Source organism: Peribacillus sp. FSL E2-0159 (genome assembly GCF_038643155.1).
Taxonomy (GTDB): Bacteria; Bacillota; Bacilli; order Bacillales; family DSM-1321; genus Peribacillus; species Peribacillus simplex.
In genome coordinates this window covers 2,284,120-2,302,050 of record NZ_CP152053.1, presented here as the reverse complement: position 1 = coordinate 2,302,050, position 17,931 = coordinate 2,284,120, and the positions used below count along the sequence as shown (strand labels likewise).

Here is a 17,931-nt window from a genome sequence, read left to right as displayed (position 1 = left end):
AAACACACCTACCTGCAGAATAAACCCATACTCTCACTAGCAGCTGTACCACCTACTTTAAGTAGGTGGTACAGCTCATGTAACTGTGTAGTAGTTAAATGCCCATCTCTACGTTTTCTTCCCATTCTTTACGAACAGATGAGAGGCCAATCAAGTCATACGTCTCTTCATCAAGGATTACACCGAAAACTTCTTTCGCTTGATGTACGGTAATGTATTCATTATTGACATCTTCAACAACTTTAGTAATCGGTCTGGCAAATGGATGCCCATATCCTCCCCCACTACCGGTAACCAATTTAAGTACATCCCCTTTATTTAATGGATATCGTGCATAAACGCCATATGGTCCATCTACCTCACCATTTTTCTTAATGACATAAAATTGATTCGGGGAACCATCTTTCCCTTCGTTTAATCCCCACGGAACATATTGATGGCGACCAAAAGTTACTGTCGCAAATTGACCATCCGTTAAAGCCTGGTAGGATCGGATAACACCTGCACCGCCAATAAATTCACCTGCACCCTCACCGTCAGCATTTAGCGAATATTCATCCACCATCACTCCATAACGAGCTTCCGCTATTTCAACCGGTACATTGTATGTTTCTCCATCCCCTATACAAAACTGTCCTCTTGCACCATCTTGATCATTCCCTGCTCCCCATCCACCTAATGATGGTTCGACAATTAAAAATGGATCTTTCGTATCAGGGTGAATTCCAGATAGTGTCACCGCACATACTGAGAGGAAATGACCGGCAGGCAACTTGGACGGGATGGCCGGCGCCAGAGCTTTCCAGACAAGATCTCCCCCCATCGAACCACTTTCCCAATATACAGACATCGGAGCAGGTCGTTCACAAGAAAAAATCGAACCGGGATCCGTGATAATTTCCAATGGACGAAACACGCCATCATTAATATGCTGATCATCACTCGTGATGGCTAAAAATACCGTACGTACATCAGAAACTAAGGTTGTGTATGAACAATTGATTGGACCAGGAACTTGCGGATGGCTGCCTCGGAAATCACATACAAACTCGTCTTCTGTAATTGTTACCTTTACCTGAACTTTAAAAGGACCATTGCCTAGTCCATCAGAGTCAATATAATCCTCTGCATAATATTCACCGTTAGGAAGAGATTGAATAACGTTTCTCGAAATGACCTCACCTTGGTTCAATAAATACTTTGTTGTTTGCAGCACAATTTCTTTACCGTATTTTCCGCATAATTCAAGGAAGCGCTTTTCGCCGATTCTCAATGAAGCGATTTGTGCCCACATATCGCCCAGTGAGAGTTCAGGAAGTCGTACGTTTGCCTGAATAATGTCTACCAAAGCTTGATTCAAATTCCCTTTCTCAAAAAGCTTTACACAAGGGAATTGCAAACCTTCTTGGTAAATTTCTGTCGCATCATTTGTAAACGAACCCGGGTCTTTTCCCCCAACCTCGGTCCAGTGTGCTTTGTTTGCAGAAAAGGCGACAAGCTCCTCTTTATAAAAGATAGGCATGACAAGACCTACATCGGACAAATGGGAACCCCCACCATTGTAAGAATCATTGATGATAATGATGTCGCCCGGTTTCAAGTCATCTTGGAATTTTTTCAGCGTTTCTTTTACCATAAAGCTAAGCATTCCAATAAATCCTGCGACACCGTTTCCTTGTGTGAGCAAATCACCTTTTGCATCTGTAAGGCCCGTTGCATAGTCAAGTACTTCATAAATAATGGGGCTCATCGATGTTCTTCCTAATGTATAAAACATTTCTTCTCCGACGGCGGTTAATGAATCTTTTACGATTTCCAGTGTAAATGGATCAATTTTCGTTTTGTGCATGTTCCATTCCCCCATTGTAGATCAATAAATTCCCATAGCTATCTATTTCTAAATCTTGTGTTGGATACAAAAGGATAGAAGACATTAGATCCTCAATGACTGCTGGTCCAAAAATTTTCATTCCAGGAGCTATTTCATTTCGAGCGTATACGTTTGTCTCCACCCATCCTTTTTCTTCATAATAAACATTTCGTACTTCTTTCAATGGTGCATGTTTATCTGTTGTCTCTTCTATTTTTTTGATTTCCGGTTTGTTAACACGTCCGAAAGCTGTAAGGTGAAGATTGACAACCTCAACTTGTGTTTCAGGAAGTTGGAATGTATAGGCTTTCTCATGCAGCGTATGAAATGAAGCGATGATTTGCTGAATCATTTCAGGACTCCAGTTTTCATTTGGTATCGGCACTTTTACCGTATGTTCCTGACCAACATATCTCATATCAGCATACTTGGAAAAAATAATATTTGTTTCTTCCATTCCTTCTTGTACGTACTGCTTGATAGCCTGTTCTTCCAAATGGCTCCATTCTATATTCATCTCGTTTAGATTCATACCGTCTAACAGTTTTACATATGTTTTAATAAAATCTTGACGCAAATCGGTCATTAACATTCCCCACGCGGAGAAAACAGCGGAAGCTACAGGTATAACCACTTTACGGATACCTAGTTCTTTTGCTAGAAAAGTTGCGTGGAGCGGTCCCCCTCCCCCAAACGCAACCATCGTAAAGTCACGTGGATCATATCCCTTCCTGACGGAAATAAGTTTTAATGCATTTAACATATTGGAGTTAGCTAAACGAATAATCCCGAGCGCTGCCTCTTCTACTTGCAAATCAAAATGGTTTGCAATCTTCTCTTCCATTACTTCTTTTACATTTTGCAAATCTACCGGGTAAGTGAAGTTCTTTGCAGAAAGTCGTCCAGTAATTAAATTAGCATCCGTAATAGTTGGCTCTTCTCCTCCTTGTCCATATGCAACCGGACCTGGAACCGCACCTGCTGAATGTGGACCCACACGTAACGAGCCGGCGGGATCAAGCCAGGCAATCGATCCTCCCCCATTTCCAATTTCCACAATGTCTACGACTGGAACTTTAAGCGGATATCCTGCCCATTTCTCTGTTCTTTCAATATGATAATCCGTAGTGATTTTTACATGTCCATTTTCGATTAAGGAACATTTTGCAGTTGTTCCACCAACATCAAATGCAATCAAATTTTCCTCTCCAATAATTTCTCCTAGAATAGCAGAGCCAAAAACTCCGGCAACAGGACCGGATTCGACCATATTAATTGGGGCTTCTTTTGCCAAACTAAATGTAGTCGTTCCTCCATTTGACTGCATGATATACTTTTTGGCCGTGACATCCTTGTCTGCCAGTTTCTCTTCTAAACGATTAATATAAGAAGAGGCAATTGGTTTAACATATGAATTCATAACGGCTGTATTTGTCCGTTCATATTCGCGCCACTCCTTTGTCATTTCATATGAAGCGGTAATGGAAACTTCCGGCCAAAGCTCTTTAATCATCTCTACGGCTTCTTTTTCATGAACAGGATTTCGATAAGAATGTAAAAAAGCAATTGCAACCGCTTCCAATTTTTCGTTTTTAAACTCGGTTATAATCTCCTTTAGCTGTTCTTTATCCAACGGTGTAACAATTTCACCTTTAAAATTCAAACGCTCTTCTACTTCTTTTCTTAAATAACGCGGCACAACAGGTGCTGGCTTTTGATAGCGGACGTTGAATAAATCGGGACGATTCCCTCGGGCAATTTCTAGGACATCACGAAAGCCTTTTGTAGTAATAAGACCTGTCTTTACCCCTTTACGTTCCGTCAATGTATTAATAATCACTGTCGTTCCATGAATAAATGTTTCAATTTCTTCTAATGAAATCTGACTTTCATTTAGAACATTTAGTACTCCTTCTTCAAAACGAGGCGGTGTCGTACTGCTTTTGGCAAATCCGACCTCACCATTTTCCTTCACATACACAAGATCTGTAAATGTTCCTCCTACATCTGTTGCTACTCTCATCATTTTCTCACCTCTAGCTACTTATTTTAGAAAAACTCAGCATGCCGTCGAGTCCAAATGCGGAATGCCGAAATTTTTCATATACTTTAAATCTCAAATTTTATCGCTTTAGCGAAGTTAAACTTTCTTCAAGTGTTAAAAAAGAATAGGTGTTAGCACACATAACAAAATTGACTCTTCCTCTAAGGGATTTTCATAATCATGTGGAATCTGGGAAGGAAAATGAATAGATTCTCCTTCAGTTACATCAAATTCTTCTCCATCTACCTTAAAGCGGACGAGACCCTTTAATACGTAATAAAATTCTTCACCAGCATGACTATAATCGTAATCTTTTTGCTGATTAGGTTGGAGTACGACAACAAGCGGTTCTAGGGTCCGGTGTGAAAAATTACCGCTAAGTCGAATATAGGATGTCTCTGAACCCTCAATACGAAAATTTTTTTGTTCACTCTTTTTCACATAAAACTTTGTATTGTTAATAGGTTTGTCAAAAAAATACGAAATGTCTACTTCAAACGCATCAGCAATCTTCTTTAAAGATGTAATAGTTAATGAAGAAGAACCACGTTCGATCATGGATAAAAAACTGCTTGATAACTCGGTTTTTTCACTTAATTCTTTCAACGTTAATTTACTATCCATTCTTAAATTTTTGATTTTTTCATGTACTTCATCCATTACTTGCTAATCTTCCTTTCAGTTCGAAATATTCAATATATTGAATATAGTACAATATATTGAATATAATTTAATATATTAAATATTTTATTTGTTGTCAATATGTTCTGAAAATAATTTTTAGAGTTTTTATTTTTATTTTTGAGCAAGAAATCTATTAAAAATTCATCCATACATTGTTCGATATTACTTCGTAAACGAAGGAATATCACCAAAAGCACTTCCCTCATTTCTATTATTTTTGCGCCAGAACCCTCATTCCGGTAGGTTCCTATTCATTTCTTCACGGACAACAAAACCTTTAAAACAAGGAAAGCAGCCAAAAATGGCTGCTTTTTTATTGTTGTTTCCTGGTTTTTTCCGCCCTAATACGTTAATTCTATTAGGTCCACCAGGTGTAGGAAAAACTCATTAGGCAATATCCTTCGCCATAGAAGCTCTTACACAAGGATAAACTGCCTTATTTTAAACGGCAGATGAAGTGGTATTAGAATGCCGAAAGGCAGAATCCAAATGAACTATCAATCGCTTAGTTAACAAATGGAGCCGACCCAATTTACTCATCATCGATGAGGTAGGATATTCTTCTTTTGATGAACTAACGGCCAATATCTTTTTTCAGGTAGTGTCCAAACGATATGAAAACGGGGCTATGATCCTAACATCTAATAAATCATTTATGGAATGGGGAAAGGTTTTGGAGATGATGTGTTAGCTACAGCGATTCTAGATCGCCTCCTTCATCACTCCGTCACTTTTAATATCAAAGGTGAATCTTATCGCCTCAAAGAAAAGAAAAAGGCAGGCATTTTCCCTACCAAGGTAACTGAGTAACCTATATGAATGGTGTTTTTTATTCCGATGAAAATGGGGAAAGTAAACCGATATTGACAATCAATGTTTAACAATCATTCTTTCACAAATCTGCTCCGCTTGTTCAATAAGAAAGGCCATCCTTCCTTATTAAAGGTTCGCACCCTATAGATAATTAACGAAGTGAGTTAGTCGTATTTTTTTAATCCTTTAATTGTTGTATAAATAGGATATAACAATAACAAACCTCCAAATAGCAATATCCCATATTCTTCATTAGGAAGATATTTATCTAATAAATCATTCAAAAATAGATTTCCTGTTATGATGAAGAATAGACCTGATGTGAAAAATATTAAAGACGTGTTGAAAAAACTTTTCGTTTTAAATTTCATGTCCTTAAAACCATTAATTAAGCCTAAAACCACAGACAAAACAAGTAAATCAGTGATATTCATACGCCTTAACATCTTTTTTATTTTCAGCATAAGCGAAAAAGAATGCTGCCCCGTAAGTTTACCCATTTATGAATTTCCCTAATGAATAAACCAATAAAATTAATAATTGATAAAGAGTAAAGGGGATTAGTGTAAGGAATGGGATGTACTTCATCTTATGTTGTTCTTTCCTTATCACAGCGATAATCGTACATATAATAGAAACACCATACAGGCTTAAACTACTAATTAGTAATATATCACTAAACTTAATTATTTCAATTGCAGCAAATAAAAGTAATGGAGCCATAACTCCAACTATGGCTGACGTAAAACTAAACATATTTTTCTTCATTTCAATTTCCATCCTCAATTCATTTGATAATGGTGGTGGCAGCCACACATCTTGAACTATAGCACAAGTTAGCTTAATAAAATTTTCTCTGTTAATCACTCTTTTTTTCAATAATAGATTTATTTAATCCTACTTGTCTTATTCAACTAACCTGCCCCGTTAGTTCCATTAGAAAAAGCTGCCTTAAAGACAGCTCCAATCTTCAGCTAACGCACCCGTTAGTTCATTAAGAAAAGCGATTCTGGAATAAGGAAATTTTGGTTATTAGTACAGTGCCAAGAAATTATCATTTTATTTGTGATTAGAACTAACTGTTTATTTACCATGAAAGCTAAAATTTGATCCGACAACTATAGTAGCATCCAATTCCTCGTCTCTGATCACTTTCGTAGTCAGCCCAACACTATCAAAGATTTCAAAGGTTTGGGGTGTCTGCATTTCGCTCGTTTCTATCAAAAGATGTCCTCCCGGTGCTAGCCAAAGTAATGCTTCTTCAGCTACTCTTCGCTGAATGTCAAGTCCATCCTCTCCTCCGTCAAGCGCCACCTTCGGTTCATATAGGCGAGCCTCCTGGGGAAGTAGCTTGATTGCCTTGGTGGGAACGTAAGGTACATTTGCAACTAGGATGTTCACATGGCCCTTAAGTGAGTCGGGTAAGGCCTTATACAGGTCACCTTCAAAAACGTGACCATCGAAAATCGTTACGTTGCGTTCAGCACATCGTACTGCGACAGGGTCAATGTCAACAGAGTACAACACAACCCGTCCCAAAGCTGTAGCCAGTGCTACACCCACAGCACCTGAACCACAACATAGGTCAACGACGATATCACCAGAACATGACAGGGCTTCTGCCTGGCGAACAAGAAACTCGGTACGTTTGCGTGGAACGAAAACGCCCTGATCCACTTCTATCCGCAGACCACAGAAATCTGTGCATCCAACAACGTATTCAAGAGGTAAACCGTTGGCTCGCATTTCTACCATTTTATCGAGGTCCTCTAGAGTCCTTGCCTCTGAGATAATTAACCGGGTCTCATCTTCTGCGAAAACACAACCGGCGCTTCGAAGTCTGTTAATAATATGTTTTTCCGTTTTACAGTCCAAAAAGAAATTAACTTTTTTTTCTATCTACCTCACCACTTTTGATAAGTTTATTTTAATTCTGTATTCGTTAAAAATAGGAAATATCCCTTCTTCTACAAAATGGCCCTAAAAAGGAAAATGAGCGCTTATCCTTGTTCCAGGATAGCGCCCGATTATTGAAGGTCGGTTTTAGACTAATCCACTTCACATATTTACTTTATGAAGCTTCAAGATGAAGACTGCTGCCACGATAAGAAGGGACACCGTCAGAAAAGTAACTGCGAACGCGCTTTGCCCACTTGCGAACAAAGCTGCGGAAGCAACAATGAACACAACCAGCTTAAGCGTAGTTCGTATGGGGAAGGAGAAGATGGGGAGCGACGCCTTCGGGGAGAGAAACATACCCCATAGAGTGGCTATGACTAGTGGCGTGGCAACCGCGAGTATAATTTTGACCGCTGCCCCTGTCTTGATATGATAACCCCAGTAACTGAACGCAGCCATTGCACCAAGCTCCAGTAGAAAGAATCCGGTGAGGACGCTAACACCTATCCATTTTATTTCCATCCGACTCTTCCTCCCAATAAAAAGAATTAAGAAACTAATGTTAATTTTTTTATATACAATATGTTTCGGCCATATTCTAAAATCTGCCCTTTAACTTAATAACAATTATTTCAAAATTCCGTAATTTGAGCAATCGCTTTATTCCAGAAAATGGCCCAATTGTTGAACAAAGATTAAACAACACTCTTCAACTATCCTGCCCCTTTAGTTCATTAAGAAAAAGGTTGCCGCAGCAACCTCCGTTATCTCAATAATCCGTTTTATTTATCATTATCTAAATCATCATAAAGAAATGACTTTTTATCTTCTTTAATTCCATACTTCTTTTCAAGAAATTGACCAATTATTGAACTGTTAATACCTTTCCTTACTGCTGTTTCAATAACTATATATAGAATAAATAACCCAACAATAGAAAAAACTACAGACACGATAATCTCCACCAAAAATCCCCCAAACAAATACTCAATTTCCCCCTTTATTTTACCATAAAACCCACAATTTCTTGTTGAAGTAACCTGCCCCTATAGTTCCATAAAGAAAGATCTGCCTTAAGACAGCTCCGATCTTCAGCTAACGCACCCGTTAGTTGAAATAGATTTCACCATAAACTAAAGAGAGCTTTCCTCTTCATTTATTACAGGAATGTCCACTGAAGTAAACTAACAGCTATCTAATGTTTATTCATCTGCAATTTTAAGTATGTGTTCTAAGTCACTATCTGTTAGAGATCTGCGTAATTTATCGTTTAACGTCACCTGAATTAAAGCGAGCAATTCTTCTCCTTCATTTGTTAGCAAAACAGTGCTACTCCGTTTATCTTCTGCTCATAGTCGAATTAACGCGAAAAAATTCATTCAAGTTCTTTATTTTGAAACGAAGCGATCGATTAGGAATCATTAATTATACAAACATGCGAAAGAACAAGTACTCCTATAATTGTTCTTTCGCATATTTGCATGCGTAAAAAAATGGGTGCGTTTACATTTCAGAATATTCTAAAATAAAAAATGTAGATTTTTGTAGGATGATGTAGTTTTGATGATAAAGTAAATGAAAAGTTAAGTTTTATTAACAATGCTAATCGTTAGGGGATTCAGAGTCATGATAGCAAAGGTCAAAAAGTAAAAAGAGCTTAAGCATAATGAAAAAGGGAAGGTGAGGAAAGTAAATGAAGAAATTCAAATTAAGTTTAGCTAGCCAAATTTTCATTGGTTTAATTCTAGGGATTATCGTTGGTGCCATTTTTTATGGTAATGAGACGGCCCAAAACTTTTTACAGCCATTCGGAGACATTTTCCTACGAATGATTAAAATGATTGTTGTGCCAATCATTGTGTCAAGTCTTATCGTTGCAGTTGCGGGTGTAGGTGATTTAAAAGCAGTAGGTAAACTAGGAGCTAAATCACTTTCATACTTTGTGGTGGTAACTATGATTGCGATTGCTGTTGGTTTAATTTCCGCGAATATCATCCAGCCTGGTGCTGGTGTAAGTATGAATAATCTGGAACAAACTGATATATCCACTTATGTTGATACAGCAGAAACTAAGCAGCATGAATCTTTTGTAGATACACTCGTTCACATTGTACCATCCAATCCAGTTAAAGCTATGGTAGAAGGCGATATGCTAGCGATCATTTTCTTCTCCGTGTTGTTTGGACTTAGCATTGCGGCTATCGGTGAAAAAGGTAAACCCGTATTCCGTTTCTTCCAAGGTACAGCAGAAGGAATGTTCTACCTAACTAATATGGTCATGAAATTTGCTCCTATTGGGGTGTTTGCACTAATTGGTGTGACCATCTCCAAGTTCGGTTTGGAATCTTTAATTCCGTTAGGTAAGTTAGCTCTTTCTGTATACGGATCAATGCTTTTCTTTGTAATTGTCATTCTGGGTCTTATAGCAAAATTTGTAGGATTCAATATCTTTACGTTGATTAAACTTCTAAAAGAGGAACTGATTCTTGCGTTCTCTACAGCAAGTTCAGAAGCGGTTCTTCCGAAAATCATGGAAAAAATGGAGAAAGCGGGATGTCCGAAACATATTGCTACGTTTGTTATTCCGACTGGATACTCTTTTAACCTTGATGGCTCTACATTATATCAAGCGTTAGCAGCTATCTTCATCGCTCAAATGTATGGAATTGATTTAAGCACGTATGAGCAAATTACGCTAATGCTAGTGTTAATGATCACGTCTAAGGGGATTGCGGGTGTACCAGGTGTATCTTTCGTAGTTCTTTTAGCGACTTTAGGAACAGTTGGTATTCCTATTGAAGGTTTAGCATTTATTGCCGGTATCGACCGTATTCTTGATATGGGACGTACAGTAGTAAACGTTATTGGTAATTCACTTGCGGCAATCGTCATCTCTAAATGGGAAGGTCAATTTAATGAAGTGAGAAATAAAGTCGCATAATGTTGCATGACCGAGTTTAATGACTAAGAATAGGAATCGGAATTCTCTTTGAAGAAATTAACGTAAATGATTGGAAGTTCATCCTCAACATAACCGCGATAAAGTTTTTATGGTTCTTGTGCAAAAACTTCAAGATTATAGTTGGGAAGACTCTTTATCTGAAGCAAGTAATCCAAAATAATTTAGAGTGATTTCCAAATTTCAGTTATCTTCTACTATATATCGATCTTCCGCAATCGGAGTAATATCTAGATATGATAGTATTTTCATATGTGGTACATAATTTAATAAAGAAGGAGCTAACTAGACATGAACATTAAAAAATATCTAGGAATCACGTTTCTATTAGTTACACTATTATTTTCTGGATCTATCACTGCTATCCATAGCTCAGCAAATAGTAGTCCAAAAGAAGAGAAAGTAGAAGCAGCTTCAACAAATCCCAAGTTAAACAATGTGAAAATTATAGCTACTGGTGGAACGATTGCAGGCTCTGCTACATCCAATACTGACACAACTGGTTATCAAGCAGGTGCACTTGGTGTTGAAACACTAATTAAAGCTGTTCCTGAATTAAAACAAGTAGCAAATGTGAGTGGTGAACAAATCGCCAATATTGGCAGTAACAATATGGATAATAAAACCTTATTAAAGTTGGCGAAACGAATTAACGAGTTATTAATATCTAAAGACGTTGATGGAATTGTCGTAACGCATGGAACAGATACCTTAGAAGAAACTGCTTACTTTCTGAATCTGGTCGTAAAAAGCAACAAACCTGTCGTAATTGTTGGATCAATGAGACCGGCTACAGCTATAAGTGCAGATGGACCTTTAAACTTATATAATGCTGTAAAAATTGCTGCTAGTAAAGATGCTAAGAACAAAGGTGTTTTAATCTCATTAAATGACCGGATAGGTTCTGCACGTTATATAACTAAAACCAATACTACCATGACAGATACATTTCAATCTGAGGAACAAGGCTATTTAGGAGCAATCGCAGGTAATAAAATATTTTTCTACAATGAACCCACACGTAAACATACAACCAAATCGGTGTTTAATATATCAAAACTAGATAAACTTCCTCAAGTGGACATTATTTATAGCTATCAAAATGATAGTAGATATTTTTACGATGCATCTGTGAAAGCAGGAGCTAAAGGGATCATAATAGCAGGTGAAGGAAACGGTTTAACTTCTGATACTGCTTTTGAGGGTGCTAAAGACGCTGTCAAAAAAGGCGTGATTATTACTCGATCTAGCCGTGTAGGAAATGGTATTGTTACGAGAGAAAAGATTGACGATGAAAATAATTTTGTTACAGCGGACTCACTTAATCCTCAAAAAGCACGCATTTTGACGATGCTTGCATTAACAAAAACAGATGATCCAAAAGAAATTCAGCAATTTTTTAACGAATATTAATATTTAAAATTAGAATTCTTGATTAACTAATAGTGAATGAAATTTTAAGCATACGATGGTATAAATCACCAACGTATGCTTTTATTTATTATTAACCATCCCTTGGTTGAATTATTAATTTATATTTATCCTTTTCTGAACACACCTCAATTTGAGTAGAGAAGGGCGATGTAATTAAATAATCAATCACATTTTAATTTTTTTCTGAGTGGTAGGGGAAAGTTCGATTACACCCTTTCAGAGAAATTCGTATCTTAATGAAAATCTTCTGCTAAGTTATAACTCAATTAATAAATCACCAGTACTAATCGCTTCACCATCTTTAACAAAGAAGCCTTTAATAGTCCCAGGGAATGGCGCCTGGACGGTTGTTTCCATTTTCATGGCTTCCGTAATTAATACTCCATGAATCTCGAACCCTTTATAAAGCCTTTATGTTCTCTTGGATGATTCTTGCGATAGCTTTAAAATCATATTTATGATTGACGACATCTACAACAAAATCCTGTTCTTCTTCTATTCCCATTAGCCATTGATAATGATTGATCTTCAGAAACATAATAAGGGAAGCGAGTGCTGTCCTCTGGTTTGCGTTGTGGAACGCATGATTTTTTGAAATGGATTCGAATAAGGCTGCAGCCTTTTCATGAATAGATGGGTAAGCATCATTCTCGAAAACAGTTTGTCTGGGTCTGTTCACTGCAGAATCAAGGAGACCGGGATCTTTCACCCCGATTTGTTCAGTAGGAGAATAAACTTTTATTTGAATGGCATTGATAGCAATAATTTGATTAGTGGAAAGATAGATAATATCCAACGTCATATTATCTATCCACCAATCCCTTGAATGCTTCGTCATGTTCTTTTATAACATCTGATAACATTTCCATAAATTCTGCATCTACACCTTTAGGTAATTTCACATTTTTATTTTTCCTTAAGATGATTTCTTCACCCTTGAACTCAACCTCTAATTCGTCTCCAAAAGCTAAATTTGCCGTTTTCAACATTTCAACTGGAAATGTAATACCCAAGCTATTTCCGACTTTAGTTAATTTCCTAATGGCCATTATTCATTCCTCCTTCAAAAGAAAGTTATAATTGTTATTACTATTATAACATTAGTCTTTATGGTTTATACTACTTTTATCAGGAACCTGTTATTTTTGATTTGAACAATAAAGCCTGCAGATTTAGACCCTAGAAAGACCTTATTCTACAAGCAGAACAACCTCCATTATCCCAGCAATTCTAATATAAAATGGTACAGCCAATATTATATTATCTTATAAGCAAGTAATGATCATGTTACCTTGGGTTAGACCAGCTGCCCAAGCTACAGCTTATCATCGAAATTTGTTCTCACCTCAATTGGCTTTTTCACAATACCCCAAAAGCAAAGATCCGCACATCCGGCAATAATTCCACCCGAAATAAATGCTAACATGTAAAGTACATCCCCTTTCCGGATCATGCGCTTTAATAATTGATATTGAACTCGATCGAAATTTTTCCACTTTGTTTTTGATCTTAGCTACTCACTCTTATCTATCCAAATTTACTGACATCCGTTTTTTTACTCCTTCTTCTACTTTTTTCTCTCTTATTTTATTAATAACGTTCGTAAAAGTGTATACAAAATCACGAACGTTCATAAAGTGTTTTCGAACTTTAACGTACATTAAAACAAGGTAATCTTGCATAAAAAATACCCGTTCGCTAAAGTGTACTTTTACGAACGGTAGCAACAGTGCTATACCGCCATTTCGGAAATTTTATACGCTAAGAGAATTCCAACCTAAAAGCCGATCTCCTCTACCACTTTCGGTGCATTGTGATCGGGAAACCTTTGTCTTTCACTCATCTCTAAGTGACAAACGTTTAATTGGTTGAATAGTATTCTTTTTCATAAAACTTCGCATATCGGTTTTATGGGAAAGGTTTTTTTATACCATTGTGACTGAACTTCCATCGCTTTTTTTTTGAACAACCGCTTATATAAACTAATAATCGCGATGCACCTAGACCTCCTAAGCCAGGTGTACCGCGATTTTTTCACAATCCGAAACAATACAATGAAGACTAAATCTTATATATATCCTCTTCGTTTGGTAGAGAAGAAATCGCTCCTACCTTCGTACACACGACGGCACCTACTTTATTTGCAAAAAGAATGATCTCTTTAAGTTTACTAAAATCACTAAGAATTGTGTCATAGGTCTCAAGATTTGCAAATTGAAATAAAGCAGCACCGACAAATGCATCACCTGCACCAGTTGAGTCAATTGAATTTACTTCGACGCTGTTTATTACACTCATTCCACTTCCATTTGAAAGAAGAGTGCCTTCCCATCCAAGGGTAACAGCCACTATTTTTACCCCTAAATGATGGAGCATTGCTATTCCATCATATTTATCCATTTTCCCCGTGATTAGTTCAAGCTCTACTTCGCTTACTTTTACAAAGTCAGCCATTGATATACCCTTTCTAGCTAAACTAATAAATTCAGCCACTCTATTTTTCCATAAATCATGTCGGAAGTTAGGGTCAAACGATAGAAATATCCCCCTATTTTTTGCAAATTCCATTGCCTTTAAATAAGTTGTTTTAAAAGGGTTTTCCAGAAATGCAGTTGCAGATCCAAAGTGAATGATCTTTGCACCACTTAATCTATCTAGGTATAAGTTATCCTCTGTTAAATTTCGATCCGCTCCTCTATTGAATACAAAATCCCTTTCACCATTTGCTTGTAAAGAAACAAATGCTAAAGTAGTTGGTGCTAAATCGTCAGTAACAATCATCGATGTATCAACCCCCACCTCTTTTATCGTTTCTATTAAAAATAATCCAAATGGGTCATTTCCTACTTTTCCAATAAGACTCGCTTCCCCACCTAGCTTTGAAATAGTAGCTGCGACATTCGCTGGTGCACCCCCGGCTTTCTTTAGAAAATGATTACCTTCTATTAAATTAACATCAATATCTGTACAATAAAAATCGATCAAAAGCTCCCCAACGCATATGACTGCGCGGTTTGTTTTATTCATTTACATTACACTCTCCATTCTTGTGATTTAGGTAAAATGAAAGGCTATCGATCATTTTCGACAGCCTTCATAAACTCTTACTATCAACCCCTCTTTAATAGGATTGAAATTTAGTCTTTATCTTTTCCATATACTCTTTAAAGGGTATATTTTCAGAGACTTTAATGTAACTTCTCCACCCTTACTATAAATTTGTAATCCTTTACTTGATGGATCCGGGAAAATTTGATCAGAAATAACCGTTCCACCTTTGTTTCCGAACACTTCTACAGCAGATCGGTCAATGAAAATATGCATTTTCACAGTCCCATTTAATGCATTTAACGGTCCGTCATGCTTACCAACTACATTGTTCCCATAATCAAAGCTTCCTGAATTTGAACGGTCTACGAATAACTGTTTGGTGGCAACATCATAGCCAATAGTCGTATATTCAGTTGCACCTTTACGAACTTGAAAGCCGAATTCAGTTGCTTTTATATCATCTACATCAAACTCAGCTATCATTTCAAATGTATCTTCTGATAGTTTAGATAGGAGATTACTTTCACCAGATATGACTTTATTTTTATATGAAATTTTTTCACGTTTATCTCGAATGGTTTTTAAAGAAACTGGTGTTTGTTTTAAACGTAAACCTTCTTCTGTCTGAGTTAGCTCCATCTTTCTTGGCAATGTCGTTGAACTTCTCCAAGTCGAAGTTGGTGTATTATTTGCATATTGCCAATTACTCATCCAGCCAATCCAATATTTTTCGCCATTCTTCCCTTCAATTCCGCTCCAATCAACTGCGGCATAATAATCTGCCCCGTAGTCAGTCCATAACACTTGATCGGAAGGGTGTTCATTTTTAAACGTTTTCCCGTCAAAGGTACCTACAAAATATTGCATACCTGACCCGCCTGCAGGAGCGCCATCATTAATGCTTACCTGTAGTACCCATTTTGTTTTTGAAGGGTCACCATCAATTGGTAATTCGATTAGAGTAGGACATTCCCAAATCCCTCCGTTACTACCATGAGTAGAAGGTATCCACTCTCCAGAAACAGCAGACCAGTCTGTAAGGATGCCGCTTTCTTTCGAATCGTCTTTCTCAGGCTCTTTGGCAACTTGGTCTACTTCATTTGGCATGGCCCCTTCATTATAAACATTAACATCATCCATGTTTAAATGACCCCAACCACCTGTAGCTTGGTCTACAGCTTTAATATATAACACTTCTCCAATGTATTTAGAAGCATCCCAGACGTATTTTTGATATTTTTCTTCTTTAAATTTGGTATTGGCTTGTCGAATTAATTCTTGATCATCAGAGGCTCTCACTAACGAAACATAGCGGTTGTTGATATTATTACCACCGCCCAACAGAAAGTTGATTTCTCCAGAGCCATCTAGTTTAAAATATGCGGAGTGCAGTTCACCTGTTGCGTCATCTCCCTTTTGAAGATCAGTAAACCCCCATAAGTGATAGTTTCCTTGATGGCCGAAATCCCCTCCCCAGTATGATGGTACATTTGTCACATGATCTTTTGTGAAAGCATTACCTTCGATTGTACTCCACCCAGTTAGATCACCTGTCTCAAAATCATGATTAGTAATTTCCTTCTCATTTGTCATGATGTTCTTACCAACTTGAACATCTTGGAATAACGTGGATGAATTCCAAACATTTAAGCCAAAATGCCCTGATGAAAAAGTTGAATCATTTACATCATGAATGAGATTACCATCTAAAGAAATTTTAATATTTTTTCCATGAGTGCTTGCTTTTAAATGGTACCTTTTATCTGTATCTAGATTTATTGTTTTTTCAGCTAGAATGGATATGTCTCCATTTTCAATTTTCATGATTTTTATTGTATCGTTTAAAGCATCGACATTCGCCATATAACCATTTGTTGCATTAGGATCTGCACGAAAAACGAGCGAGCCAGCTCCGTTGCCACCTTTTTCCCCAGATATCTCAATGTTTGCTTCATAAAGAAAGTTATCCCCTGTTTGACCACTCATTACAAAAGCATCCTCCGTAGAGGCTCCACTTTTTCCGTCCATCGTGTTCTCCCAGCTTCCGTTTACATCTGTCCATTTTGATAAATTGGTTTCAAAGTTAGATGTATTCTTGAACTCCACATTTCGAAAGGCAGCCGTTGAATTCCACGCTGACAATCCATAGTATCCATAATCGAATTCTATATCTGTTTTTTTTATAACAGATTGATCGTTTACAGAGACTTGAATTTGATCCCCATCTGTTTCCACCTTCACATGGTAGGTAGTTGAAGTTTTGAGGGTAAAAGGTTTTCTCGCAATTTCCTCGTTTGTTCCATCTACATTCTTACTTAATGTTATGACATCGTTTTTGGCATCTAAGCTCGCAACATAGCCGTTCTTTGCCCTCCTATCTGACCGAAAAACTAAACCGCCTGCCCCTTCTCTCCCATTCTTTTCATTAAGGGTAATATCTCCCTCATAGCTAAATGATTCACCTGTCTGGGATGACATGGTATAAGAAGTTCTGTCTAAGCTATTTGCTTGTATTCCACCATCTTCGCCGAATTCACTTGCATACTCCCACTCTTTTAAATTAGGTGAGGTATAAAACATGATCTTATCCTTAGCCGCTAACGACATAACCCATTGGTTTGATTCTTCATGCCAAAATACTTTAGGATCGCGCCAATCTTGTATAGGAGGGTCTGGCATTACGGGATTCCCTTTATACTTTTCCCAAGTTCTTCCTTTGTCTAGGCTATACGCTATACTTTGGACTTGCTTATCCCCTGCATGCGTAAAGATGGCAACCATTGCTTCTTTTCCAAAGCCAGCTGTATTGTTCCAATCAATAACAGCACTCCCCGAGAAAATCTGACCGTTTTCATCCGGCGATAAAGCAATCGGCAAATGCTCCCAATTAACAAGATCTTTACTGACAGCATGCCCCCAATGCATCGGTCCCCATGTCGTTCCATACGGATGATATTGATAAAATAAATGATATTCACCTTTATAAAAAACCATACCATTCGGATCATTCATCCAGTTAGCTTCAGGAGAAAAATGAAATTGATTACGGTACGGTTCATTATAATACCCAGGGTCTTCTGCATATGCACTATTAAATGGTAAACAAGTAACAGTTGAACATATTAGTAGAATACTAATAATCCTATTCACTTTTATTTCACATCCCTTTTTTAAAAT

The 17,931-nt window shown here is 37.3% G+C and carries 17 protein-coding genes; 4 read left to right on the top strand and 13 right to left on the bottom strand.

Features of this window, described 5'->3' with window-relative positions; genetic code table 11:
• Positions 1-94: 94 nt before the first annotated feature.
• The 3 genes from NYE63_RS11405 to NYE63_RS11395 form a co-directional block, all read right to left on the bottom strand.
• Positions 95-1,849 (bottom strand): hydantoinase B/oxoprolinase family protein, encoded by a 1,755-nt coding sequence (locus tag NYE63_RS11405; protein ID WP_342605203.1) that lies wholly within the window; start codon positions 1,847-1,849, stop codon positions 95-97.
• Positions 1,830-3,893 carry a hydantoinase/oxoprolinase family protein gene (locus NYE63_RS11400; RefSeq protein ID WP_342605202.1) on the bottom strand — a complete coding sequence of 688 codons (2,064 nt, stop codon included), beginning with the start codon at positions 3,891-3,893 and terminating at the stop codon, positions 1,830-1,832. The genes NYE63_RS11405 and NYE63_RS11400 overlap by 20 nt, the downstream gene beginning before the upstream one ends.
• 135 nt (positions 3,894-4,028) lie before the next feature.
• Complete coding sequence (locus tag NYE63_RS11395; RefSeq protein WP_342605201.1) at positions 4,029-4,574, bottom strand: XRE family transcriptional regulator; 546 nt, start codon at positions 4,572-4,574, stop codon at positions 4,029-4,031.
• Between the two features lie 520 nt (positions 4,575-5,094).
• Between NYE63_RS11395 and NYE63_RS11390 the strand changes: the two genes are divergently transcribed.
• Together NYE63_RS11390 and NYE63_RS11385 are read left to right on the top strand one after the other, a co-directional pair.
• On the top strand, positions 5,095-5,289 hold the full coding sequence (locus NYE63_RS11390) for an ATP-binding protein (RefSeq protein WP_342605736.1): 195 nt from the start codon (positions 5,095-5,097) through the stop codon (positions 5,287-5,289).
• Complete coding sequence (locus NYE63_RS11385) at positions 5,259-5,408, top strand: ATP-binding protein (protein WP_342605200.1); 150 nt, start codon at positions 5,259-5,261, stop codon at positions 5,406-5,408. The genes NYE63_RS11390 and NYE63_RS11385 overlap by 31 nt, the downstream gene beginning before the upstream one ends.
• Positions 5,409-5,575: 167 nt before the next feature.
• Here NYE63_RS11385 and NYE63_RS11380 read toward each other — a convergent pair whose 3' ends face one another.
• The 5 genes from NYE63_RS11380 to NYE63_RS11360 all read right to left on the bottom strand — a co-directional run bounded on the left by NYE63_RS11380 (position 5,576) and on the right by NYE63_RS11360 (position 8,275).
• Complete coding sequence (locus NYE63_RS11380) at positions 5,576-5,911, bottom strand: hypothetical protein (protein ID WP_342605199.1); 336 nt, start codon at positions 5,909-5,911, stop codon at positions 5,576-5,578.
• The gene (locus NYE63_RS11375; protein ID WP_053345726.1) at positions 5,904-6,179 is read right to left on the bottom strand and encodes a hypothetical protein; all 276 of its coding nucleotides are present in this window, start codon (positions 6,177-6,179) and stop codon (positions 5,904-5,906) included. Before NYE63_RS11375 ends, NYE63_RS11380 begins: the two co-directional genes overlap by 8 nt.
• Positions 6,180-6,494: 315 nt before the next feature.
• Positions 6,495-7,286, bottom strand: coding sequence for a putative protein N(5)-glutamine methyltransferase (locus NYE63_RS11370; RefSeq protein ID WP_098372689.1), 792 nt, complete (start codon positions 7,284-7,286; stop codon positions 6,495-6,497).
• A 183-nt stretch (positions 7,287-7,469) separates the two neighbouring features.
• A complete protein-coding gene (locus NYE63_RS11365; protein ID WP_342605198.1) occupies positions 7,470-7,832 on the bottom strand; it encodes a YrdB family protein in 363 nt (120 codons plus the stop codon).
• A 260-nt stretch (positions 7,833-8,092) separates the two neighbouring features.
• Positions 8,093-8,275 (bottom strand): hypothetical protein, encoded by a 183-nt coding sequence (locus tag NYE63_RS11360; protein ID WP_342605197.1) that lies wholly within the window; start codon positions 8,273-8,275, stop codon positions 8,093-8,095.
• A gap of 728 nt (positions 8,276-9,003) precedes the next feature.
• Between NYE63_RS11360 and NYE63_RS11355 the strand changes: the two genes are divergently transcribed.
• Positions 9,004-10,251, top strand: a complete 1,248-nt coding sequence (locus NYE63_RS11355; protein ID WP_342605196.1) for a cation:dicarboxylase symporter family transporter — start codon at positions 9,004-9,006, stop codon at positions 10,249-10,251.
• Between the two features lie 309 nt (positions 10,252-10,560).
• Positions 10,561-11,682 (top strand): type II asparaginase, encoded by a 1,122-nt coding sequence (locus tag NYE63_RS11350; RefSeq protein WP_342605195.1) that lies wholly within the window; start codon positions 10,561-10,563, stop codon positions 11,680-11,682.
• Between the two features lie 276 nt (positions 11,683-11,958).
• On the opposite strand, the gene NYE63_RS11345 is transcribed toward NYE63_RS11350, so the two are convergent.
• The 5 genes from NYE63_RS11345 to NYE63_RS11325 all read right to left on the bottom strand — a co-directional run bounded on the left by NYE63_RS11345 (position 11,959) and on the right by NYE63_RS11325 (position 17,895).
• A complete protein-coding gene (locus NYE63_RS11345) occupies positions 11,959-12,078 on the bottom strand; it encodes a biotin/lipoyl-containing protein (RefSeq protein WP_342605735.1) in 120 nt (39 codons plus the stop codon).
• A 25-nt stretch (positions 12,079-12,103) separates the two neighbouring features.
• Complete coding sequence (locus NYE63_RS11340; protein WP_342605194.1) at positions 12,104-12,505, bottom strand: type II toxin-antitoxin system death-on-curing family toxin; 402 nt, start codon at positions 12,503-12,505, stop codon at positions 12,104-12,106.
• Position 12,506: 1 nt separating this feature from the next.
• Positions 12,507-12,752: an AbrB/MazE/SpoVT family DNA-binding domain-containing protein gene (locus tag NYE63_RS11335; RefSeq protein ID WP_048689328.1), complete on the bottom strand. Its 246-nt coding sequence runs from the start codon at positions 12,750-12,752 to the stop codon at positions 12,507-12,509.
• A gap of 1,012 nt (positions 12,753-13,764) precedes the next feature.
• Positions 13,765-14,730, bottom strand: coding sequence for a carbohydrate kinase (locus NYE63_RS11330; protein WP_230163125.1), 966 nt, complete (start codon positions 14,728-14,730; stop codon positions 13,765-13,767).
• A gap of 117 nt (positions 14,731-14,847) precedes the next feature.
• The gene (locus tag NYE63_RS11325; RefSeq protein ID WP_342605734.1) at positions 14,848-17,895 is read right to left on the bottom strand and encodes a GH32 C-terminal domain-containing protein; all 3,048 of its coding nucleotides are present in this window, start codon (positions 17,893-17,895) and stop codon (positions 14,848-14,850) included.
• Positions 17,896-17,931: the final 36 nt, after the last annotated feature.